At 70.0% G+C, this 21,344-nt stretch carries 24 protein-coding genes; 11 read left to right on the forward strand and 13 right to left on the reverse strand.

The window, feature by feature from the left end:
- Positions 1–21: 21 nt before the first annotated feature.
- From F0U47_RS07660 to F0U47_RS07690, 7 genes are all read left to right on the forward strand, one after another.
- Positions 22–1,725, forward strand: coding sequence for a fumarate hydratase (locus tag F0U47_RS07660; protein ID WP_246159512.1), 1,704 nt, complete (start codon positions 22–24; stop codon positions 1,723–1,725).
- A 66-nt stretch (positions 1,726–1,791) separates the two neighbouring features.
- Positions 1,792–2,067 carry a TFIIB-type zinc ribbon-containing protein gene (locus tag F0U47_RS07665; RefSeq protein WP_149749720.1) on the forward strand — a complete coding sequence of 92 codons (276 nt, stop codon included), beginning with the start codon at positions 1,792–1,794 and terminating at the stop codon, positions 2,065–2,067.
- A 73-nt stretch (positions 2,068–2,140) separates the two neighbouring features.
- On the forward strand, positions 2,141–2,410 hold the full coding sequence (locus tag F0U47_RS07670; RefSeq protein WP_149749721.1) for a DUF1876 domain-containing protein: 270 nt from the start codon (positions 2,141–2,143) through the stop codon (positions 2,408–2,410).
- Between the two features lie 19 nt (positions 2,411–2,429).
- A complete protein-coding gene (locus F0U47_RS07675; RefSeq protein WP_149749722.1) occupies positions 2,430–3,086 on the forward strand; it encodes a spermidine synthase family protein in 657 nt (218 codons plus the stop codon).
- Positions 3,087–3,110: 24 nt separating this feature from the next.
- A complete protein-coding gene (locus tag F0U47_RS07680; protein ID WP_149749723.1) occupies positions 3,111–4,076 on the forward strand; it encodes a hypothetical protein in 966 nt (321 codons plus the stop codon).
- A 304-nt stretch (positions 4,077–4,380) separates the two neighbouring features.
- On the forward strand, positions 4,381–4,578 hold the full coding sequence (locus F0U47_RS07685; protein WP_149749724.1) for a hypothetical protein: 198 nt from the start codon (positions 4,381–4,383) through the stop codon (positions 4,576–4,578).
- Positions 4,579–4,615: 37 nt separating this feature from the next.
- Entirely contained in the window at positions 4,616–6,007 is a 1,392-nt protein-coding gene (locus tag F0U47_RS07690) for a class II fumarate hydratase (protein WP_188111215.1), read from the forward strand.
- Between the two features lie 9 nt (positions 6,008–6,016).
- On the opposite strand, the gene F0U47_RS07695 is transcribed toward F0U47_RS07690, so the two are convergent.
- The 3 genes from F0U47_RS07695 to F0U47_RS07705 form a co-directional block, all read right to left on the reverse strand.
- The gene (locus tag F0U47_RS07695; RefSeq protein WP_149749725.1) at positions 6,017–6,520 is read right to left on the reverse strand and encodes an HIT family protein; all 504 of its coding nucleotides are present in this window, start codon (positions 6,518–6,520) and stop codon (positions 6,017–6,019) included.
- A gap of 4 nt (positions 6,521–6,524) precedes the next feature.
- Positions 6,525–6,845, reverse strand: coding sequence for a hypothetical protein (locus tag F0U47_RS07700; RefSeq protein WP_149749726.1), 321 nt, complete (start codon positions 6,843–6,845; stop codon positions 6,525–6,527).
- 98 nt (positions 6,846–6,943) lie between these two features.
- Positions 6,944–7,606, reverse strand: a complete 663-nt coding sequence (locus F0U47_RS07705) for an aggregation-promoting factor C-terminal-like domain-containing protein (RefSeq protein ID WP_149749727.1) — start codon at positions 7,604–7,606, stop codon at positions 6,944–6,946.
- 306 nt (positions 7,607–7,912) lie between these two features.
- Here F0U47_RS07705 and F0U47_RS07710 point away from each other — a divergent pair, with 306 nt between their 5' ends.
- Entirely contained in the window at positions 7,913–8,938 is a 1,026-nt protein-coding gene (locus F0U47_RS07710; RefSeq protein WP_149749728.1) for a putative endonuclease domain-containing protein, read from the forward strand.
- Between the two features lies 1 nt (position 8,939).
- On the opposite strand, the gene phoH2 is transcribed toward F0U47_RS07710, so the two are convergent.
- Entirely contained in the window at positions 8,940–10,268 is a 1,329-nt protein-coding gene (phoH2, locus tag F0U47_RS07715) for an RNA 5'-3' helicase PhoH2 (protein ID WP_149750531.1), read from the reverse strand.
- A gap of 391 nt (positions 10,269–10,659) precedes the next feature.
- Between phoH2 and F0U47_RS07720 the strand changes: the two genes are divergently transcribed.
- Complete coding sequence (locus F0U47_RS07720) at positions 10,660–11,388, forward strand: tetratricopeptide repeat protein (protein WP_149749729.1); 729 nt, start codon at positions 10,660–10,662, stop codon at positions 11,386–11,388.
- Here the strand turns inward: F0U47_RS07720 and trmB are convergent.
- The 9 genes from trmB to F0U47_RS07765 all read right to left on the reverse strand — a co-directional run bounded on the left by trmB (position 11,360) and on the right by F0U47_RS07765 (position 20,329).
- Positions 11,360–12,103, reverse strand: a complete 744-nt coding sequence (gene trmB / locus F0U47_RS07725; RefSeq protein WP_149749730.1) for a tRNA (guanosine(46)-N7)-methyltransferase TrmB — start codon at positions 12,101–12,103, stop codon at positions 11,360–11,362. The two genes, F0U47_RS07720 and trmB, sit on opposite strands and share 29 nt — an antisense overlap.
- Complete coding sequence (locus F0U47_RS07730) at positions 12,100–12,474, reverse strand: DUF4190 domain-containing protein (RefSeq protein WP_188111216.1); 375 nt, start codon at positions 12,472–12,474, stop codon at positions 12,100–12,102. The genes trmB and F0U47_RS07730 overlap by 4 nt, the downstream gene beginning before the upstream one ends.
- 112 nt (positions 12,475–12,586) lie before the next feature.
- A complete protein-coding gene (tuf, locus tag F0U47_RS07735) occupies positions 12,587–13,780 on the reverse strand; it encodes an elongation factor Tu (RefSeq protein ID WP_149749731.1) in 1,194 nt (397 codons plus the stop codon).
- A 79-nt stretch (positions 13,781–13,859) separates the two neighbouring features.
- On the reverse strand, positions 13,860–15,974 hold the full coding sequence (gene fusA, locus F0U47_RS07740) for an elongation factor G (protein ID WP_149749732.1): 2,115 nt from the start codon (positions 15,972–15,974) through the stop codon (positions 13,860–13,862).
- Between the two features lie 81 nt (positions 15,975–16,055).
- On the reverse strand, positions 16,056–16,526 hold the full coding sequence (rpsG, locus tag F0U47_RS07745) for a 30S ribosomal protein S7 (RefSeq protein ID WP_149749733.1): 471 nt from the start codon (positions 16,524–16,526) through the stop codon (positions 16,056–16,058).
- A gap of 1 nt (position 16,527) precedes the next feature.
- Complete coding sequence (gene rpsL / locus F0U47_RS07750) at positions 16,528–16,902, reverse strand: 30S ribosomal protein S12 (RefSeq protein WP_109692297.1); 375 nt, start codon at positions 16,900–16,902, stop codon at positions 16,528–16,530.
- A 200-nt stretch (positions 16,903–17,102) separates the two neighbouring features.
- A complete protein-coding gene (locus tag F0U47_RS07755) occupies positions 17,103–18,557 on the reverse strand; it encodes an NCS2 family permease (RefSeq protein ID WP_149749734.1) in 1,455 nt (484 codons plus the stop codon).
- A 12-nt stretch (positions 18,558–18,569) separates the two neighbouring features.
- Positions 18,570–19,883, reverse strand: a complete 1,314-nt coding sequence (locus F0U47_RS07760; protein ID WP_149750532.1) for an MFS transporter — start codon at positions 19,881–19,883, stop codon at positions 18,570–18,572.
- Positions 19,880–20,329 carry a MarR family winged helix-turn-helix transcriptional regulator gene (locus F0U47_RS07765; RefSeq protein WP_246159514.1) on the reverse strand — a complete coding sequence of 150 codons (450 nt, stop codon included), beginning with the start codon at positions 20,327–20,329 and terminating at the stop codon, positions 19,880–19,882. Before F0U47_RS07765 ends, F0U47_RS07760 begins: the two co-directional genes overlap by 4 nt.
- Positions 20,330–20,408: 79 nt before the next feature.
- Between F0U47_RS07765 and F0U47_RS21790 the strand changes: the two genes are divergently transcribed.
- Positions 20,409–20,699 (forward strand): DUF2530 domain-containing protein, encoded by a 291-nt coding sequence (locus F0U47_RS21790; protein WP_246159515.1) that lies wholly within the window; start codon positions 20,409–20,411, stop codon positions 20,697–20,699.
- Complete coding sequence (locus F0U47_RS07775) at positions 20,692–21,312, forward strand: class I SAM-dependent methyltransferase (RefSeq protein WP_149749736.1); 621 nt, start codon at positions 20,692–20,694, stop codon at positions 21,310–21,312. Before F0U47_RS21790 ends, F0U47_RS07775 begins: the two co-directional genes overlap by 8 nt.
- Positions 21,313–21,344 lie beyond the last annotated feature (32 nt).

Below are 21,344 nucleotides of genomic sequence, written 5' to 3' on the forward strand. Positions count from 1 at the left end.
GGCCGCGTATCCTGCCTGCTCGTGGCTGACGCTGAGTTCCGGTACTCCGACCTCCTCCCGACCGGGAAGGACGACACTCCTTACCGCCTCCTCACCACCGAGGGGGTCTCGACCTTCGAGGCCGACGGGCAGACGTTCCTCAAGGTCGACCCGGCGGCCATCCAGCGGCTGACGGCCGAGGCGATGCACGACATCAGCCACTACCTGCGGCCCGCCCACCTCCGCCAGCTGCGCAAGATCATCGACGACCCCGAGGCCTCGGGGAACGACCGCTTCGTCGCGCTCGACCTGCTCAAGAACGTCAACATCTCCGCCGGCGGCGTGCTGCCGATGTGCCAGGACACCGGCACCGCGATCGTGATGGGCAAGAAGTCCGAGGGCGTGCTGACCGGCGCGGACGACGCGGAGGCGATCTCCAAGGGCGTGTACGACGCCTACACGAGCCTCAACCTCCGCTACAGCCAGCTCGCCCCGCTGACGACGTACGAGGAGAAGAACACCGGCACCAACCTGCCGGCGCAGATCGAGCTCTACTCGACGCCCCGGATCTCGACAGGCTCGACCACCGGGGGGAACCCGGAGTACAAGTTCCTCTTCATGGCCAAGGGCGGCGGCTCGGCCAACAAGTCGTTCCTGTTCCAGGAGACGAAGGCGATCCTCAACCCGAAGCGGATGCTCAGCTTCCTGGACGAGAAGATCCGCTCGCTCGGCACGGCCGCGTGCCCGCCGTACCACCTGGCCGTCGTCATCGGCGGCACCAGCGCGGAGTTCGCGCTCAAGACCGCGAAGTACGCCTCCGCGCACTACCTCGACAACCTGCCGACCTCGGGCTCGATGAGTGCCCACGGATTCCGCGACCTGGAGCTCGAGGAGGAGGTCTTCAAGCTGACCCAGTCGTTCGGGATCGGGGCGCAGTTCGGCGGCAAGTACTTCTGCCACGACGTCCGCGTCGTCCGCCTCCCCCGCCACGGCGCCTCGTGCCCGGTGGCGATCGCCGTCTCCTGCTCGGCCGACCGGCAGGCGCTCGGCAAGATCACCGCCGAGGGCGTGTTCCTCGAGCAGCTCGAGACCGACCCGGCGCAGTACCTCCCCGACACCGAGGAGCAGCACCTCATCCAGGGCGGCGAGGTCGTGAAGATCGACCTCACCCAGCCGATGCCTGAAATTCTGCGCATTCTCACGACTCTTCCCGTGAAGACCCGGCTGTCGCTGACCGGCCCGCTCGTCGTGGCCCGCGACATCGCGCACGCGAAGATCCAGGAGCGGCTCGACGCCGGCGAGGAGATGCCGCAGTACCTCAAGGACCATCCGGTCTACTACGCCGGACCGGCCAAGACCCCCGAGGGCCTCGCGTCCGGCTCCTTCGGCCCGACGACGGCCGGCCGGATGGACTCCTACGTGAAGTCCTTCCAAGCCGCCGGAGGCTCGATGGTCATGCTCGCCAAGGGCAACCGGAGCAAGCAGGTGACCGAGGCGTGCCAGGAGTACGGCGGCTTCTACCTCGGCTCGATCGGCGGTCCCGCAGCCCGGCTCGCCCAGGACTGCATCAAGTCGGTCGAGGTGCTGGAGTACCCCGAGCTCGGCATGGAGGCGGTCTGGAAGATCGAGGTCGAGGACTTCCCCGCCTTCATCGTCGTCGACGACAAGGGCAACGACTTCTTCACCGACCCGTCCGGCGCGGTGACCGTCCCGGTGAGCGGCATCCGGGTGCGCTCCGCCGAGTAGCTCGGGAACCGCCACCCGCCCGGCTACGTTGGACAGGGAGCAACCCCCGACGCCCAAGGAGAACTGATGCGCTGCCCTGTCGACGAGACCACGCTGGTGATGAGCGAGCGCAACGGGATCGAGATCGACTACTGCCCGCAGTGCCGCGGCGTGTGGCTGGACCGCGGCGAGCTGGACAAGATCATCGACCGCGCCGCGTCGATGCCCCAGCCGACCCAGGCGCCGCCCGTCCCGCAGTACCAGGAGTACGACGACCGCCGCCACCAGCAGCCGTACCCGCCCCAGCAGGGCCACTACAAGAAGAAGCGCAAGGAGAGCTGGCTCAGCGAGATCTTCGACTGATCCTGGCCTTCCGGCCGGCGCCGTGCGGGAGCAGACTGGAGAACTACCCCACGGCACCGGAAGGGTGATCGTCATGACGACGAAGACCTGGACCGTCCAGGTGAACATCGACGAGGACGGCGACGACACGTACGCAGACGCCATCCTCACCGCGGACAACAAGACCGAGATCCACGGGCGTGGCGTGAGCCGTCGGCACCCGCGGGACGAGGCCGTGCCCCACATCGGCGACGAGCTCGCATCGGCCCGCGCGCTCTCCGACCTCGCCCACCAGCTGCTGTCGATGGCCGCGGGCGAGATCGAGGACCACACCCACACGCCGGTCCGCGCCCTCCACCTCTGACCGAACCGGGGAGCACCGGATGACGCAGCTCGGCCGCGCGGGTTCCGCGCGCGGTGAGATCGTGCTGCGCCAGCGGCCGGACGGGCACCTCGAGCTCCGCGCGAACGGTGTGTTCGTCATGGACACGCTCGAGCACACCTCCGAGCGCGCGCTGGCCACGGAGGCGCTCCGTCACGCAGGGGCGCGTCCGCTGCGCGTGCTGGTCGGCGGCCTGGGCCTGGGGTTCACCCTCGCTGCGGCGCTCGCCGACGACCGGGTGACCCGGTGCACGGTGGTCGAGATCGAGCCCGCCCTCGTCGGCTGGCTGCGCAACGGCACCGTGCCGCACGGCCCGGCGATGCTCGCGGATCCCCGGGTGGAGGTGGTGGTCGACGACGTCGCCGACGTGCTGCGGTCGGTCGCGGCGTCGTCGTACGACCTGGTGCTGCTGGACGTCGACAACGGGCCCGGCTACCTCGTCCACGACGCCAACGCTGCGCTCTACGCGGGGTCCGGCCTGGCGGACGCCCGCGCCGCGCTCGCCGACGACGGCATGCTCGTCGTCTGGTCGGCGTCGCCCGCCCCCGATCTCGAGGCTGCGCTGCGCGAGGTCTTCGGCAACGCCGAGGAGAACCGGTACGCCGTGCCCGGTCACGGCCGGGCGGGCGACTACTTCCTGTACTCCGCCCGCCGCTGAGCGGGTGGTGCCATGCTGTCCGGCGTGGCACTGCACGAGGAGCTGGCCGAGCTCCGCGCCGAGGTCGGGTCGCACGTCTTCGAGGACCCGGCGACCTTCCGCGCGGCCTTCGACGACTTCGTCCCCGAGGGCTCCGCGTCGACGGGCGAGGTGAGCCTGCTCGTCGGCGCGATCGCGACCGGCGCGCTCCAGCGCCTGCTCGAGCAGCTCGCCCTGGGCGCCGACCCGGCGACCTCCATCGCGGCGCAGGGAGACCTGCTGGCGCGCGACCGCGGCACGAGCGAGTCCGACGGCGCCCGCTGGGCGCTCTCCGTGCTCGCGCACGCCCTCGGCGCGGTCCCCGACGCCATGGTCCTGACCCGCCCGTCGGTGCCGGACTCCCTGGACGCGCCGGCGCGGCCCGCGCCCACCGGCCCTGTCGCCGAACCCGTCGCAGAGCCCGGACCGACCCAGCCGGTCTCGGGACCGACCCAGGTGGTGAGCACCGAGCCCCCGGAACCGGCGGCACCTCCCGCGCCCGCGGGTCGGCGCGGGACGCACCCGCTCCTCATCGGCGCCGTCGTCGTGCTCGCCGTCGTCGCCGCGACGGCGCTGGCCCTGCTGTTCCTGCGCGACAGCGACGACCCGGAGCCGACGGCCGAGGACAACACGTCGCCCTCCCGCAACGAGGAGGTGCTGGCGCAGCTCGACATGGAGGAGGCCGGGAAGACGGTCCGCCTCCAGCTCGTGCGTGACGGCACCGACGCCTCGGTGGTGCTCCTGGCGGAACGCGACGGTGAGTACGTCGAGGTCGACCGCGACGGGACCAGCTGCCCCTTCCTCGACACGTCCTACGACGCCGGGCTCGAGCCCGAGACCGGCCTCGAGTTCTACATCGGCTGGCAGGACAAGGGCAACGAGTCTCACGGCGAGTACGGCAGGGTGGAGATCGACGAGGACATGGTCATCGTCTACGGAGTCGGCGACGCCCCCTGTCCGAGCGAGAACTGACCGGCCTTCCGACTCAACCGCGAGCGGGTCCGCTGCGTAGGGAAGGGTGAGACAGCGGACGATCGAAGGGCGACGGCGTGCGGCGGAGCCAGCGGGACCACGAGTTCGAGACGTTCGTCGCAGCAGCATGGCCCCGGCTGCGCCGCGCGGCGTACCTCCTCAGCCACGACACCCGGCTTCATCAACGCTCCGCTCGGCAGCGGCGGTCGCTACGTCGTCGTCGGGTACGTCGACGGCACGCCCGCCGAGATCAGCTGGTCGACCCCCGACGAGGAGTCCGGCGCGGTCGACGGCACGAAGGGTGGTGGACGGCCGCACGATCTTCTACCTGACCCGGCCGCTCCCCGCGGACTACGAGCCGCCGCCGTCCCCCCGCATCGACAGGGACACCGGCTCGTTCCGGATCAGCGACCTGACCGGCCAGGCATTCATCCCCGACTTGACGATCCGCACCTCCGACGGCTGGTCGTGCAGCCTGGCGGACTGCGGTTCGACCGGCTGACCGACGAGGTCACGGGGATGCCGGTAGCGTCGGAGGCGTGAGCGATTCCGCAGAGTTCCGCATCGAGCACGACTCCATGGGTGAGGTCCGGGTCCCCCGCGATGCCCTCTGGAAGGCGCAGACCCAGCGGGCGGTGGAGAACTTCCCCATCAGCGGCACCCCCATCGAGCCGGCCCTCGTGCACGCGCTCGGCGAGGTGAAGGCGGCTGCGGCCACCGCCAACGGCCGCCTCGACGTGCTCCCGCGCGAGACCGCCGACGCGATCGTCGCGGCTGCCCGCGAGGTCGCCGCGGGGCGGCACGACGACCAGTTCCCGATCGACGTCTTCCAGACCGGGTCGGGCACGAGCTCCAACATGAACGCCAACGAGGTGATCGCGTCGCTCTGCGCCGCGGCCGGCGTCGACGTCCATCCCAACGACCACGTCAACGCCAGCCAGTCGAGCAACGACACCTTCCCGACCGCGATCCACGTCGCCGCCACGCTGGCCGTCGTCCAGGACCTCCAGCCCGCGCTCGACGTCCTGGCGGGGTCGCTCGAGGCCAAGGCCGTGGAGTTCGCCGAGCTCGTGAAGTCCGGGCGCACGCACCTGATGGACGCGACGCCGGTGACGCTGGGCCAGGAGTTCGGCGGCTACGCCGCCACGGTCCGGTACGCCGTCGAGCGGCTCGACGCCGTGCTCCCCCGGGTGCGGGAGCTCCCCCTCGGCGGGACCGCCGTCGGCACCGGCATCAACACACCGGTTGGGTTCGCAGTGGCGGCGATCGAGGCGCTCGCGGAGCAGACCGGCCAGCCGTTCGCCGAGGCGCGCAACCACTTCGAGGCGCAGGGCACCCGTGACTCCCTGGTCGAGCTCAGCGGTGTCCTGCGGACGTTCGCGGTCGGGCTGACCAAGATCTGCAACGACCTGCGCTGGATGGGCTCGGGGCCGACCACGGGCCTCGCCGAGATCCACCTCCCCGACCTGCAGCCGGGGTCGTCGATCATGCCGGGCAAGGTCAACCCGGTGCTGCCCGAGGCCACACTGATGGTCTGCATGCAGGTGATCGGCAACGACGCCGCGGTGACGGCCTCCGGCGCCAGCGGCAGCTTCGAGCTCAACGTGGCGATGCCCGTCCTCGCCCGCAACGTCCTGGAGTCGATCCGGTTGCTCGCCGCCGCGTCGCGCACGCTGGCGACACGCTGCATCGACGGCATCACGCCCGACGCCGACCGGATGCGGCGCTACGCCGAGTCGTCACCGTCGGTCGTCACCCCGCTGAACCGCTACCTCGGCTACGAGGCCGCGGCCAAGATCGCCAAGCAGGCGCTGGCCGACGGCGCGACCATCCGGGAGACCGTGCTGGCGATGGGGTACGTCGACCGCGGCGACCTCACCCTCGACCAGCTCGACGCGGCGCTCGACGTGGACGGGATGACCCATCCCTGACCAGCCGGGTCAGCGCAGCAGGGCCTGGCCGAGCTGGCGGTCGAGCTCCTCGGCGAGCTCCTGTCGGAGCTCGTCGTGCTCCGGCCCCAGCTGACGCGTGCTCGGGTCGGCCATCAGCCTGGTCCAGTGGTGCAGCGCCGGCGGCCAGCCGACGATCTCCGGCGGCTCCCACTCGTAGCGCGGCGTGACGTGGGCGTGGAGGAACGCGTCGGTGTTGCCCTGGATCTCCAGGTTGACCCGCCGGAACTGCGGGTCGCGGCGTGCGCACACCGCCGCCACGGTCCGGCCGAGGATCGCCATGTCCTCGAGGAAGAGGAGCTGCCGCTCGGGTGGGAGGTCGATCAGCTGGTCGGCGCCCGGGGTGTCGGTGATGAGCACGCAGTAGCCCGGCAGGTGCTGGACGTCGCCGATCACGGCGAAGCCGGCTCGCATGCGCCGCAGCACCGTCGGGTTGGTGCCCGCCAGCGCCGTACCGACGCGGTCGTCCCGGAAGTCCGTGACGCCGGAGCTCACGCCGTCAGGTCCGCCTGCTGCGACCGGTGACAGTCGCCGCGACCATCACTGCGACCGCGGCGACGGCGACCTGCCAGAGGTGGCGGATCCAGTCGATGCCGTTGGTCGAGTTGTCCGGGGTGGCCTTGTGCCCGTCGAACCTGGGGTTGTTGCTGCCGAAGAGGACCCAGTAGAGGTAGCTGCCGACGAGCATGCCGATGATGCCGCAGACGACCGTCAGCCAGAACGGGATCCTGTCGCGGTCGCCCGGCGCGACCAGCTTGCCGAGCAGGCCGATGATCGTGCCGCCGACGAGGGTGACGATGACAAACCAGATGACGTCCATCGAGGCTCCTTAGCCCAAGGGGCGCGCGGGTGCGCAGGCCCGAGATGTCGCCATCATGCCGCACCTGCCCCCCATGACGCGGGACCGCGGCGTCGGGCTCAGTACCAGCCGACGGCCTCGGAGTGGCCCCAGGCGGAGCAGGGGCTGCCGTAGCGGTCCCGGATGTAGCCCAGGCCCCACTTGATCTGGGTGACCGGGTTGGTCGCCCAGTCGCTGCCGGCCGAGGCCATCTTCTCGCCGGGGAGGGCCTGCGGGATGCCGTAGGCCGACGAGGTCGGGTTGTCGGCGAAGACGTTCCAGTTGGACTCGCGGACCCAGAGCGAGTCGAGGCAGCTGAACTGGTCCTGGCTGAAGCCGAAGTCGCCCATCAGCGCCCGCGCGATGTCACGGGGGTCGGACTCCGACAGCTGCTCGGACTCGGTGACGGCGGCGGCCTCGGTCGAGACCAGGCCGGCCTCCTTGGTCGGGTCGGCGGCACCGCGGCGGTCGTTGCGCGAGACGACCGGCAGGCGCTCACCGGTGTCCGCCGCCGGCGCGCCGGCCTGGAGGTCGCCGAGGGCGGTGTCGAGGTCGGCGGTGATGCCCGGGTCCTTGGCCTCGCTCTGGCCGAGCAGGCCACCACCGATGGTGATGCCGGTGACGGCGAGGGCGACTCCCGAGAGGATCACCGTGTTGCGGGCAGCCCGCTTCGGCGCTTCCTTCAGATGTGCATGCTTGGGGGTTCCGCGGTGCTTGGGCGCAGGCTTCGCGTGATTCGACAAGAGCAGCAATCCGTGGTCGACGACAGGTCTCAGTCACCCCCGAGAACGGCCGACATCATTGTCCCCGGCCGATGGCAACCCCGGACACACTGCCTGACTTCACCGGTAGGAGCAAACCGAACCGCACAGGTCGTGGAAGACAACCCACCTCGTTCATCACACCCGTCACAACTTCCCCAGACGTTGCGCCGAGACGATGCCACTCCCACAACCCGCCGAGCATCCACAGGCCGGTCGTGACGGGGACCCTCCACAGGCGCGGCCTGCGCGGCTCCCGCGGTGGCCGATCATCCGGAGACTCCCCCCATGCCCAACAACGGACCGATCTCGCTCTTCGCCCACGAGCGTTGGCAACGGGTGTTCGCACAGGCCAGTCGGCAGAGCGGGGTGATGTCCCGGGCCCAGCTCATCGACGCTGGAATAGCTCGCTGGGAGATCACCGGTCATCTGCGGGCGCGACGCTGGCGCAAGGTCACCGGACAGGTGGTGGCACTGCACAGCGGTCCCCTGTCGGTCGATGGGCACCGGTGGGCCGCGGTCCTCCACGGCGGTCCCCGGGCGATGCTCGACGGGTCGTCGGCACTGCTCGCGTCCGGGCTGGAGCGATTCACCGACGACCAGATCCGGGTCTCGGTCCCTCGAGGCGCACGGGTCCGCCGTACCCCGCGCTACAACATCCGCCAGACCCGTCGGTGGCGGGCCGACGACGTTGCTCCGGCCGGCATCCCGCGGACCAGGCCGCCCGTCGCCGCCGTCCGAGCGGCGTTGTGGGCGAGGACCGACAAGCAGGCGACGTACGTCCTCACGATCGTGGTCCAGCAGGGCCTCGCCACCCCCGCGCAGCTGGGCGAGGAGCTGCTCCGGATCCTTCGGGCCAAACGGCGGCTCCTGCTCCATGCCGTCGTCAACGATCTCCTCGGCGGCGCCCGGACGCTCAGCGAGATCGACGTCGGCCGGGAGCTGCGGCGCCGCGGCCTGCCACCTCCGGCCCGACAGGTCTTGCGCCGGGATCGGCGCGGCCGATACTTCCTCGACCTCTCCTGGCCGGACCACGGCGTCGTGGTGGAGATCGACGGGATCCACCACACCTGGGCGGAGAACGTGATCGGAGACGCGCTCCGACAGAACGCTCTCGTGCTCGACGGCGACGTCGTCCTGCGACTTCCCTGCTCGGGCTCCGTCTCCAACCCGACGAGTTCTTCCAGCAGATCTCCGACGCGCTCGCACAAGGACGGCGGCGCGCCGCCTGATTCGCGATCGATGTCAACCGGAACGTCATACGGCTCGCACCGCCGGAGGTGCGAGCCGTATGACGCTACGAGGATCGCTTGAGTCAGACGACGACGTTCTCCAGCATCTCGGTCACCAGCGCGGCGATCGGCGAGCGCTCGGACCGGGTGAGGGTGACGTGGGCGAAGAGCGGGTGGCCCTTGAGCTTCTCGACGACGGCGACGACGCCGTCGTGGCGGCCCACCCTCAGGTTGTCGCGCTGGGCGACGTCGTGGGTGAGCACGACCTTCGAGTTGGCGCCGATCCGCGACAGCACGGTCAGCAGCACGTTGCGCTCCAGCGACTGCGCCTCGTCGACGATGACGAACGAGTCGTGCAGCGACCGGCCACGGATGTGGGTCAGCGGGAGCACCTCGAGCATGCCGCGGTCGAGGACCTCCTCGATCACGTCGCTGGACGTGAGCGCCCCGAGCGTGTCGAACACGGCCTGCGCCCAGGGCGACATCTTCTCCGACTCCGAGCCGGGGAGGTAGCCGAGCTCCTGGCCGCCCACGGCGAACAGCGGCCGGAACACGACGACCTTCTTGTGCTGGCGGCGCTCCATCACCGCCTCGAGGCCGGCGCACAGGGCCAGGGCGGACTTGCCGGTGCCCGCCCGTCCACCCAGGGAGACGATGCCGACATCGGGGTCGAGCAGCATCTCCAGGGCGATCCGCTGCTCCGCGGACCGGCCGTGGATGCCGAACGCCTCGCGGTCGCCCCGCACGAGGTGGATCTGCTTGTCGGGGCCGACCCGGCCCAGCGCCGTACCGCGGTCGGACAGCAGCACCAGGCCCTGGTGGCACGGCAGGTCCCGCGCAGCCTCGAGCTCGAGGGTGCCGTCGTCGTACAGCTCGTCGAGCTCCTCGGCCGCCACGTCGAGCTCCGCAAGCCCGGAGTAGCCGGTGTCGGAGTCGTTGACGGCCTCGCCGCGGTACTCCTCGGCGACGAGCCCGACGGCGGACGCCTTGATCCGCAGCGGCAGGTCCTTGGACACCAGCGTGACGTCGTGGCCCTCGTCGGCGAGGTTGCGGGCCACCGCGAGAATTCTGGAGTCGTTGTCCCAGCTCCCGCCAGTGGGCCGGAAGCCCGACGGCAACGACGCGACATCGGTGTGGTTGAGCTCGACCCGGAGGCTGCCACCCTCGTCCCCCACGGGCACCGGCGTGTCCAGGCGGCCGTGGCTGATGCGCATCTCGTCGAGCATGCGCAGCGCGCTGCGCGCGAAGTACCCCAGCTCGGGGTGGTGCCGCTTGCCCTCCAGCTCGGTGATCACCACCACCGGCAGGACCACCTCGTGCTCGGCGAAGCGCCGCAGCGCGCCGGGGTCGGCGAGCAGCACGCTGGTGTCGAGGACGTAGGTCCGGCGGCCCTCGACGGGGGCGACGGACAGGTTTGCCTTCGGGGCGTCAGAACTGACGGCGCGGGTCTTGGAGTTGGGCACTTCGCACCTCACCAGACCGCGCGCGCACTCCCGCCCGGCCCTAATCCTCGCAGATGGACCGGGATCTTGTTGCCCGAGCAAACGCGTCAGCCCGACCGCCGGAGTGCCGGCGTCCACCCACCTGGTCTCCGCGGCAGGGTTCCCCCTGGCACCCGCGGCAGGTGATGCAGTCGTTGGTCACGAACGGGCCTCCCGATATGGCGGGCTTCCCCACCCGCCAGTGGTTGTGAAAGTACGCCGCCGCGACGTCTCCCCGGGGCGACACGCCCTATCCAGATCGTGAACGTCTTGTGACCGTAAATTCTCCGGCCACGTCCGCGGCTCGCTACAGACTGTGGTGGTGCATCCCAGCGACCTGTGGGACTTCGACGACCCGGCGGCCTCCGAGCGACGGTTCCGCGACGCCGCGGCAGCCGCGGAGGGCGACGAGCGCGCGGTCTGGCTCACCCAGGCGGCACGCGCACTCGCCCTCCAGGGGAGGTACGCCGAGGGACACCTCGTGCTCGACCGGCTGGAGGACACCGACTCCCCCGAGGTCGCCTGCCGCGTGCTGCTGGAGCGGGGTCGCCTCCTCCGGTCCGCCGGCGAGCCGGCGGCCGCGCGCAAGCTGTTCGCGCGGGCGGTCAAGCGGGCGACCACGTCCGCGCTCGACGAGCTCCACGTGGACGCGCTGCACATGGTCGCGCTCGTCAGCGACCCGTCCGAGCAGGTCGCGATCACCGAGCGCGCGATCGCCGTCGCCAGTGCGTCCCACGACCCGCGGGCCCGCGACTGGGACGCCTCGCTGCTCAACAACCTCGGGATGATCTACGCCGACGCCGGCAAGTTCGGTCGCGCGCTCGTCGCGTTCGAGGACGCCGTCGCCGCGCGGGAACGGATCGGCGACCCCGCCCGCACCCGGGTCGCCCGGTGGATGGTGGCGTGGGCGCTGCGGAACCTCGACCGCCACGAGGAGGCGCTCGCCCTCCAGCGTGCGCTGAAGGCCGAGCTCGAGGCGGTCGGCGCGGAGGACCCGTACGTCGACGAGGAGATCGAGATCCTCACCGGCGCCGGTAGCGCAGGTCCGTGATCGCCCGGCCGACGCTCGCGCCCTTCCGCTCGAACTTGGTGACCGGTCGTTCCTCCCACCGCTCGACCACGCCACCCTCGAGCGCCGGCTCGCCGGACAGCACCTCGAGCATCTGCTGGGCGTAGCCCTCCCAGTCGGTCGCCAGCCGCCACACGCCGCCGGGCCGGAGCCGGCTCGCGACCAGCGCCGCGAACGACGGCGTCACCAGACGTCGCTTGTGGTGCTTCTTCTTGTGCCACGGGTCCGGGAAGAACGTCCACAGCTCCGCGATGCTGCCGGGAGCCAGCAGGTGCTCGACGGACCAGACCGCGTCGACGCTGCACAGGCGGACGTTGTCCACGCCGGCCTCGGCCAGCCGGGCGAGGGTCGAGGCCACGCCCGGCTTCCAGACCTCGAAGGCCAGCACGTCGTACGACGGCCGCCTCGCGGCGAGCACGGCGGTCGCCTCGCCGACGCCCGAGCCGATCTCGACGATGAGGCCGTCGCGGTCCTCGGGGCCGCGGCCGAACCACGCGTCGAACGAGAAGTCCGGCGCGTCGACCGCCTCGTCAGGGATCACCCACCGCTCGTGGTGGGCCTCCCACGCCGCCGCCTGCTGCGGGGTGAACCGGCTGCCGCGACGGCTGTAGGTGAGCACCTCGCGCATCCGCCGACCGTCGTCGGTCAGCTTGTGGTGCGGCCGCGCGGGCGGCAGTCCGGGCCGCTCGTCGGTCACGCGCCGGTGCTCACGGCGACCGCGATGATCGCGACGTACGCCAGCGCGCCCAGGACGTAGAGCCCGAGGAGGCAGGAGCCCACGATGCCGAGGACGTAGCCCACCTGCACCTGGCTGCGGCCGCCGTACTGGCTGCCGGGCGCCTCGATCTCCTTCTTCACCCGCGAGCCCATCACCCAGGCGAACGGCGCGATGACCTGGCACACGGCCATGCCGAGGATGCCGAGGATCAGCACCGTGCTCGCCTGCGGGTGGTCCGGCGCCCAGTGCGGGAGCCCGGAGGCTCCGGTCGTCCCGTAGGCCTGGTACGGCGAGGAGTCGTAGGGGTTCTGCGGCGGCTGCTGGCCCGAGCCCGGCGGCTGTTCGGTCATGGGTGGATCCTCCCATCCGGTGCGGTCGGGGAAACACGACGGCCCCGGACCTTGCGGTCCGGGGCCGTCGAGCGACTCTCAGGTCAGATCCGGTGGATCGAACCTGTCGAGATCACTTGGTGATCTTGGTGACGCGACCAGCACCGACGGTGCGGCCACCCTCACGGATGGCGAACCGCAGGCCCTCGTCCATCGCGATGGGCTGGATGAGCTCGACCGACATCTCGGTGTTGTCACCCGGCATGACCATCTCGGTGCCCTCGGGCAGGGTCACGACGCCGGTCACGTCCGTGGTCCGGAAGTAGAACTGCGGACGGTAGTTGTTGAAGAACGGCGTGTGACGGCCGCCCTCCTCCTTCGAGAGGATGTAGACCGACGCCTCGAAGTTGGTGTGCGGGGTGGTCGTGCCCGGCTTGATCACGACCATGCCGCGCTCGACGTCCTCGCGCTTGGTGCCACGGAGGAGCAGACCGACGTTCTCACCGGCCTGGCCCTCGTCGAGGAGCTTGCGGAACATCTCGACACCGGTGACGGTGGTCTTCTGCGAGCCCTCGCGGATGCCGATGATCTCGACCTCCTCGTTGACCTTCACGATGCCGCGCTCGATGCGGCCCGTGATCACGGTGCCGCGACCGGTGATGGTGAAGACGTCCTCGACCGGCATGAGGAACGGCTTCTCGGTCTCACGAGCCGGGGTCGGGATGTACTCGTCGACGGCCGCCATGAGCTCGGCAACCGACTCGCCCCACTTCTCGTCGCCGTTCAGCGCCGGGAAGGCAGCAACGCGCACGACCGGCACGTCGTCGCCCGGGAACTCGTACTCGGAGAGGAGCTCGCGCACCTCCATCTCGACGAGCTCGATGAGCTCCTCGTCGTCGACCATGTCGCACTTGTTGAGCGCGACCACCAGGGCGGGGACGCCGACCTGGCGGGCGAGCAGCACGTGCTCACGGGTCTGCGGCATCGGACCGTCGGTCGCGGCGACCACGAGGATCGCGCCGTCCATCTGGGCGGCACCGGTGATCATGTTCTTGATGTAGTCCGCGTGACCCGGGCAGTCGACGTGCGCGTAGTGGCGCGCCTCGGTCTGGTACTCGATGTGCGCGATCGAGATCGTGATGCCGCGCTGCCGCTCCTCGGGAGCCTTGTCGATCTGGTCGAACGGCGAGGCCTCGTTGAGGTCGGGGTACTTGTCGTGCAGCACCTTCGAGATCGCCGCGGTCAGCGTCGTCTTCCCGTGGTCGATGTGACCGATCGTGCCGATGTTCACGTGCGGCTTGGTCCGCTCGAACTTCGCCTTAGCCACTGGGGGCTCCTCCTGATTTGTGTGTTACTTGACTCGTACTAAAGGGGTGGTGCCGAGGCCTGGGTCCGTAATCAGCCGATTACTCGCCGCGCGCCTTCTTGATGATCTCGTCGGCGATGTTCGTGGGAACCTCGGCGTACGAGTCGAACTCCATCGAGTACGAAGCCTGGCCGGAGGTCTTGGACCTCAGGTCGCCAACGTACCCGAACATCTCGGACAGCGGCACGAGGGCGTTCACGACGATGTCGCCGTGACGCTCCTCCTGCGCGCGGATCTGACCGCGACGGCTGTTGATGTCACCGATCACCGTGCCGAGGAAGCTCTCGGGCGTGGTGACCTCGACGGCGAACATCGGCTCCAGCAGGACCGGCTTGGCCATGCGGGCAGCCTCCTTGAACGCCTGCAGACCAGCGATCTTGAACGCAAGCTCCGAGGAGTCGACGTCGTGGTAGGCGCCGTCCTCCAGGGTGAACCTCACGTCGACCATGGGGTAGCCGGCGAGCACGCCGAACTCCATGGCCTCCTGGCCGCCGTGGTCGACCGAGGGGATGTACTCCTTCGGCACGCGGCCACCGGTCACGTTGTTGGCGAACTCGTAGCCCGCGCCGAGACCGGTCTCGGGGTCCTTGTTCGGCTCCAGTGAGATGACGACCTTCGCGAACTGACCCGAGCCACCCGTCTGCTTCTTGTGGGTGTAGGAGTGGTTCTTGACCTCGCCGCGGATGGTCTCGCGGTAGGCGACCTGCGGCTTGCCGACGGTCGCCTCGACCTTGAACTCACGCTTCATCCGGTCGACCAGGATCTCCAGGTGGAGCTCGCCCATGCCGGCGATGATGGTCTGGCCCGTCTCCTCGTCGGTCTTGACGACGAAGGTCGGGTCCTCCTCGGAGAGGCGCTGGATCGCCGTACCGAGCTTCTCCTGGTCGCTCTTGGTCTTGGGCTCGATCGCGACCTCGATCACCGGGGCCGGGAACGTCATCGACTCGAGCACGACCTGGTTGTTCGGGTCGCTCAGGGTGTGGCCGGTGCGGGTGTCCTTGAGACCCATCACAGCCACGATCTGGCCGGCGCCGACCGACGCGATCTCCTCACGCTTGTTGGCGTGCATCTGGTAGACCTTGCCGATCCGCTCCTTGCGGCCGTTGACCGAGTTGACCACGGTCGAGCCGGCCTCGAGCTTGCCGGAGTAGACCCGGACGTAGATCAGCTTGCCGAGGTGCGGGTCGGACGCGATCTTGTAGGCGAGACCGGCGAAGGGCTCGGAGTCCGAGGGCTTCCGCTCGATCGCGGTCTCCTCGTCGCCCGGCTTGTGGCCGATGATCGCCTCGATGTCGAGCGGCGACGGCAGGTAGTCGACGACCGCGTCGAGCAGGGGCTGGACGCCCTTGTTCTTGAACGCGGTGCCGCACAGGACCGGGTTGAGCTTGTCGGCCAGGGTCGCGCGACGGATCGCGGCCTTGAGGGTGGGTACGTCGAAGACGTCGCCGTCGTCGAGGTAGGTCTCCATGATGTCGTCGTCGGCCTCGGCGAGGGTCTCGACGAGCTTCTCGCGGTACTCCTCGGCCAGCTCCTGCATGTCGGCCGGGATGTCCTCGACGGCGTAGTCCTCGCCCATCTTGGTCTCGCCGCGCCAGACCTTGGCCTTCATCTCGACCAGGTCGACGACGCCGATGAAGTCGGACTCGGCACCGATCGGCAGCTGCAGCACCAGGGTGGTGGAGTTGAGGCGCTCGACCATCATGTCGACGCAGCGGAAGAAGTCGGCGCCCGTCCGGTCGAGCTTGTTGACGAAGCACATGCGGGGCACGGAGTACTTGTTGGCCTGCCGCCACACGGTCATCGTCTGCGGCTCCACACCGGCGACACCGTCGAACACCGCGACCGCACCGTCGAGCACACGCAGCGAGCGCTCCACCTCGGCCGTGAAGTCCACGTGGCCGGGGGTGTCGATGATGTTGATCTGGTGGTTCTTCCACCAGCAGGTCGTCGCGGCGGACGTGATGGTGATGCCGCGCTCCTGCTCCTGCTCCATCCAGTCCATCGTCGCGGCACCCTCGTGGACCTCACCGATCTTGTAGGTGATGCCGGTGTAGAAGAGGATGCGCTCGGTGGTGGTGGTCTTGCCGGCGTCGATGTGCGCCATGATGCCGATGTTGCGGACGACGTTCAGGTCCGTCGTGATGTCGACTGCCACTGTGAGTCAGCGTTCCTTAGAAGTAGTGGGCAGGTGGTGCCGGGACGGGGCTCCGCAGGGCGGGCGCCCGTCCCGACCACGTCACCAGCGGTAGTGGGCGAAGGCCTTGTTGGACTCGGCCATCTTGTGGGTGTCCTCGCGCTTCTTCACAGCGGCACCGAGGCCGTTGGAGGCGTCGAGGATCTCGTTCATCAGGCGCTCGCTCATGGTCTTCTCGCGGCGCTCCTGCGCGTAGCCCACGAGCCAGCGCAGCGCGAGCGTGGTGCCACGCGTGCCCTTGACCTCGATCGGGACCTGGTAGGTCGCACCACCGACGCGGCGGGACTTGACCTCGATGGCGGGACGCACGTTGTCGAGCGCACGCTTGAGCGTGATGACCGGGTCGGTGCCGGTCTTCTCGCGGGTGCCCTCGAGAGCGGAGTAGACGATGCGCTGCGCGACCTGCTTCTTGCCGTCGATGAGGACCTTGGACACGAGCTGGCTCACCAGCTGCGAACCGTAGACCGGGTCGACGTCGATCGGGCGCTTCGGCGCGGGGCCCTTGCGCGGCATGTCAGCTCTTCTCCTTCTTGGCACCGTAGCGGCTGCGAGCCTGCTTACGGTTCTTCACGGCCTGGGTGTCGAGCGCACCCCGGATGACCTTGTAACGAACACCGGGGAGGTCCTTCACACGACCACCGCGGACGAGCACGATCGAGTGCTCCTGCAGGTTGTGACCCTCACCCGGGATGTAGGCGGTGACCTCGACGCCACTGCTCAGGCGCACACGAGCGACCTTGCGGAGGGCGGAGTTCGGCTTCTTGGGGGTGGTGGTGTAGACGCGGGTGCACACACCGCGTCGCTGGGGCGAACCCTTCAGGGCAGGCGTCTTGTTCTTCGACACCTTGTCCTGGCGGCCCTTGCGGACCAACTGGTTGATGGTGGGCACCTGGTGGTTCCCTTTCCTGTCTGCTTTCACGGCCCGACACCTTGTCGGGCACGGGATGATGCGGTGAAGCTGTGTGCCGTGGGATGCGCCTCCCGCCAGAACGAGGACCGAGGGCGCGCGCGACATGCCTGGGTGACCCAGACACAAGGAACGAGGTTACCGGCCGCCCCATACGGACGCAAAACTGCGCAACAGGCGGCTCAGGTGAGCCAGTCGGTCAGCGGGTGGATCGCGAAGTACACGAGGAACAGTCCCGCGACGACCCACAGCAGCGGGTGCACCTCGGCGACCTTCCCGCGCACCAGCTTGAGGAAGGCGTAGCTGACGAAACCGGCGCCGATGCCGACCGAGATCGAGTACGTGAACGGCATCAGCACGATCGTCAGGAAGGCGGGGAGCGCGATCTCGAGGTCCCCCCAGTCGATCCCGTTGACCTGCTGCATCATCAGGAACCCGACCAGCACCAGGGCGGGCACGGCGGCCTCGTTCGGGATCACCGTGACGACCGGCGCCACGAACGTCGCCGCCAGGAAGAGCAGCCCGGTGACCACGCTCGCCAGCCCGGTGCGCGCGCCCTCGGCGACGCCCGAGGCGGACTCGATGTAGGACGTGTTGGAGGAGACGCCAGCCGCGCCACCCGCGGCCGCGCCGATCGAGTCGACCAGCAGGATGCGCTGGGTGTGGGGCGGCACGCCGTCCTCGTCCAGGAGGCCGGCCTCCTCGCCGATGGCGGTCATCGTGCCCATCGTGTCGAAGAAGTCCGAGATGAGCAGCGTGAAGATCAGCAGGCACACCGTGACCACGCCCGCGTGCTCCCACGAGCCGAGCAGGCTGAACTCCCCGAGCAGCCCGAGGTCCGGGACCGCGACGACCTCCTCCGGGAGGGCGGGGACGTTGAGGTTCCACCCGGTCGGGTTGGTCGTCTGGGGATCGACGAACGTCGGGCCGATGTCGGCGACGGCCTCGACGACGATCGCGACCGCCGTCGTCACCAGGATCGAGATGAGGATCGCGCCGGGCACCCGGCGGGCGTACAGCGCGACCAGCAGCGCGAGACCGAAGCAGAACACGGCGACCGGCCAGCCCTGCAGCTGGTTGCCGATGCCGATCTGGATCGGCGGCACCGCGATGGAAGTGCTCCGCACGAAGCCGGCGTCGACGAGCCCGATGATGGTGAGGAAGAGGCCGATGCCGACGGCGATCGCGACCTTCAGCTGCGGCGGCACGGCGTTGAAGACGGCCTTGCGGAAGCCGGTGAGCACCAGCGCGAGGATGATGAGGCCCTCGATCACCACCAGGCCCATCGCGTCGGCCCAGGTCATCTGGCTCGCGACCGAGTAGGTCACGAACGCGTTGAGGCCGAGGCCAGTCGCCAGCGCCATCGGGAAGTTGGCGACGACCCCCATCAGGATCGTCAGCACGCCGGCGACCAGCGCAGTGGCGGCTGCGATCTGCGCTCCGTCGCCGCCGGCGAGCAGCGCGCCGTCGATGTCCCTGCCGCCGAGCAGGATGATCGGGTTGAGCACGATGATGTAGGCCATCGTCAGGAAGGTGACGAGGCCGCCGCGAACCTCACGAGCGAGCGTCGAGCCGCGCTCGGAGATGTGGAAGAAGCGGTCGATTGCGGAGGTGCCCGAGGTCGCCGTGCTGCTCATGAGGGCAGCATGTCAGAGACGGGCGCCCCCGGCAGGGACCGCGAGCGGCGAGGTTTCGGGCCGCCGGTCGCGATCGACCACGGCGGTCCGGTGCACCAGGAGGGCGAGCGCGACGCCGACGAGCACCAGGGCTCCGCCGACGATGAGCGTCCAGCGGGCGCCGTACGTCTCACCGATCCAGCCGATCACGGGCGCCCCGATCGGGGTTCCGCCCATCACGATCGTCATGTAGATCGCCATCACCCGGCCGCGGAGCTCGGGGTCGGACTCGATCTGCAGGGTTGCGTTGGCGGAGTTGAGCAGAGTGATGGTCGCGAAGCCGATGAGCGGGGAGAACAAGGCGAAGGCGAGGTACGACGGCAGCGTGCCGGCCACGATCTCCGCGACGCCGAAGCCCGTCGCCGCCAGGACCAGCAGCCGCAGCCGGACCCGGGAGCGCCCCGCCGCGAGCAGGGCGCCGGTCAGGGAGCCGACCGCGAGGGCGGAGCCGAGGAGGCCGAACTCGCTGGCGCCCTTGCCGTAGACCTCGGTCGCCATCAGTGCCGACGTCATCTGGAAGTTCATCCCGAAGGTGCCGGCGAAGAACACCAGCACCAGGATCATCAGCATCTTGGGCTGGCCGCGGAGGTACCGCACGCCCTCGAGCAGCATGCCGGGCCGTCGCGCCGTCGGCGCCGGCGACTGCAGGGCGTCGACGTCCATCCGCTGGAGCTGCCAGATCACCGCGAGGTAGGACACCGCGTTGACGAGGATGACCCAGCCGGTCGCCTCCATGCCTCCGCCGAGGAGGCCGATGAGGACGCCGGCCAGGGCCGGCCCGACGATGCGGGCGGTGTTGAACGCCGCGGAGTTCAGACCGACCGCGTTGGTCACGTCGTCGCGGCCGACCATCTCGGAGACGAAGGCCTGCCGCGCGGGCGCGTCGAACGCGGCGCCGATGCCGAACGCGAAGGCGATGACGTAGACGTGCCACGTCTCGGCGACGCCGAGGACCGCGATGACACCGAGCAGCAGTGACGCGAGGGCCATCGTGGCCTGGGTGACCTGGAGCAGCCGGCGCTTCGGGAAGCGGTCGGCGATGACGCCGGCGTACGGCGACAGCAGCAGGATCGGCAGGAACTGCAGCCCGGTGGTGATGCCGAGGGCGGCGCCGCCGTTGCCCGGGATGGTCAGCACCAGCCAGTCCTGCGCGACGCGCTGCATCCAGGTGCCGACGTTCGACACGATGCTGCCGACGAAGTACCGGCGGTAGTTCTGGTGGGACAGGGATCGGAACGTGGGACTCGTGGGGTCCTCCTCGTCGGGTCTCGGTGGTGGGCGGGTCAGTCGGCCTCGGCCAGGCGCTGGAGGATCGGCGTCGCCCGGCGGAGCACGTCGCGCTCCTCCGCGCTGAGGCCGGCCAGCCGCCGAGACAGCCACTCGTCGCGCCGCGCCCGGTCGGCGAGCAGCACTGCCCGCCCCTCGTCGGTCAGCGCGACCACGACCTGACGGCCGTCGGACGGGTGCGAGCGCCGCTCGACGTACCCGCCGTCGGCCAGGCAGTTGATCGTGCGGGTCATGCTCGGCGGCTGCACCCGCTCGCGCGCCGCGAGCTCCCCGACGGACTGGTCGCCGTTGCGGTAGAGCGCGCCCAGGAGGGCCAGCTGGCCCATGCTCAGCGGGTTGTCGGGATGCCGCTCGGCGGCGAGCCGGCGACGCAGCCGCATCACCGAGAGCCGCAGCTCGCTGGCGAGCCCGGCATCGGTGCGTACTGCCTTCTCAGGGGTGGGCATGTCGTGAGCATAAGTCATTACCCTTGCTAAGTATTCCCGGGGCGTAGGCGCAGCCACCGGCCGGCGGTACCGTGGTCACGTGGAACTCAGGGACGAGCAGCCGACGAAGCACGAGATCGGCAAGCGCACCTACCTGATCGCGCCGGTCGAGCCGCTCGACGTCGACGGGGTGCGGACCGTCCAGGTCGGCACGGCGCTGTTCATGCTCGGGTTCCTCGGGCTGCTCCCGTTCTACGGCCGACTCGAGGAGACCGGCCGCACCTGGCTGCTCTGGATGTGCCTGACCGGCGTCGGACTCGGCCTCCTCGGCATGGAGTACTGCAAGCGCCGGCGCAGCTACCGCACCGAGCGCGCCGCAACGGATGACTGACGCGCCTCTCTCGCGCTGGGAGCGCGGCGGCGAGAAGAACACCGGCTACGGTCGCCGGTTCGCGGAGCTGGTCGAGGCCGGTGCGGACATCGACGGCGAGGCACGCCTGGCCGACGCGCTGGTGCCGCGGCAGGCGCGGATCCTCGACGCCGGCTCCGGGATGGGACGGGTCGCCGCCTACCTGCAGGGCCGCGGCCACCGCGTCGTCGCGGCCGAGCCGGACCTGCGGCTGGTGGCGCAGTCGCGCCGCACCTACCCGGACGTGACCGTGCTCCCCCACGACATCCTCGGCCTGACGCCGGAGGTGCTCACCGCGGCCGGCGGTCCGACCGAGTTCGACCTGGTCGTCTGCGTCGGAAACGTGATCACCTTCGTCGCCGAGGGCACCGAGGTCGCCGTGCTCCGCCGGTTCCGCGAGCTGCTGGCACCGGACGGCCGGGCGCTGGTCGGCTTCCACCTGGAGGACGGGCCGCACACCGCGCGGTCCGTCACGCCTGACCAGTTCGCTGGGGAGGTCGAGGCAGCCGGGCTGCGGGTCGACCACCGGTTCGGCGGCTACGACCTCCGCCCGGCGGACGACCTCTACGCCGTGTGGATCCTGCGCGCGGCCTGAGCGCGGCAGCGTGCCGCACGATCTGCGACACG

The organism is Nocardioides antri (assembly GCF_008373765.1).
Taxonomy (GTDB): Bacteria; Actinomycetota; Actinomycetes; order Propionibacteriales; family Nocardioidaceae; genus Nocardioides; species Nocardioides antri.

Bases quoted from the DNA above. Each gene is read 5' to 3' on its own strand.
- F0U47_RS07700 (WP_149749726.1), bottom strand. From the start codon at position 6,845: ATGGACGTCATCTGGTTTGTCATCGTCACCCTCGTCGGCGGCACGATC.
- F0U47_RS07755 (WP_149749734.1), bottom strand. From the start codon at position 18,557: ATGAGCAGCACGGCGACCTCGGGCACCTCCGCAATCGACCGCTTCTTC.
- F0U47_RS07775 (WP_149749736.1), top strand. From the start codon at position 20,692: ATGACTGACGCGCCTCTCTCGCGCTGGGAGCGCGGCGGCGAGAAGAAC.
- F0U47_RS07765 (WP_246159514.1), bottom strand. From the start codon at position 20,329: ATGCCCACCCCTGAGAAGGCAGTACGCACCGATGCCGGGCTCGCCAGC.
- F0U47_RS07670 (WP_149749721.1), top strand. From the start codon at position 2,141: ATGACGACGAAGACCTGGACCGTCCAGGTGAACATCGACGAGGACGGC.
- F0U47_RS07675 (WP_149749722.1), top strand. From the start codon at position 2,430: ATGACGCAGCTCGGCCGCGCGGGTTCCGCGCGCGGTGAGATCGTGCTG.
- F0U47_RS07730 (WP_188111216.1), bottom strand. From the start codon at position 12,474: ATGACCGAACAGCCGCCGGGCTCGGGCCAGCAGCCGCCGCAGAACCCC.
- F0U47_RS07665 (WP_149749720.1), top strand. From the start codon at position 1,792: ATGCGCTGCCCTGTCGACGAGACCACGCTGGTGATGAGCGAGCGCAAC.
- rpsG (WP_149749733.1), bottom strand. From the start codon at position 16,526: ATGCCGCGCAAGGGCCCCGCGCCGAAGCGCCCGATCGACGTCGACCCG.
- F0U47_RS07710 (WP_149749728.1), top strand. From the start codon at position 7,913: ATGCCCAACAACGGACCGATCTCGCTCTTCGCCCACGAGCGTTGGCAA.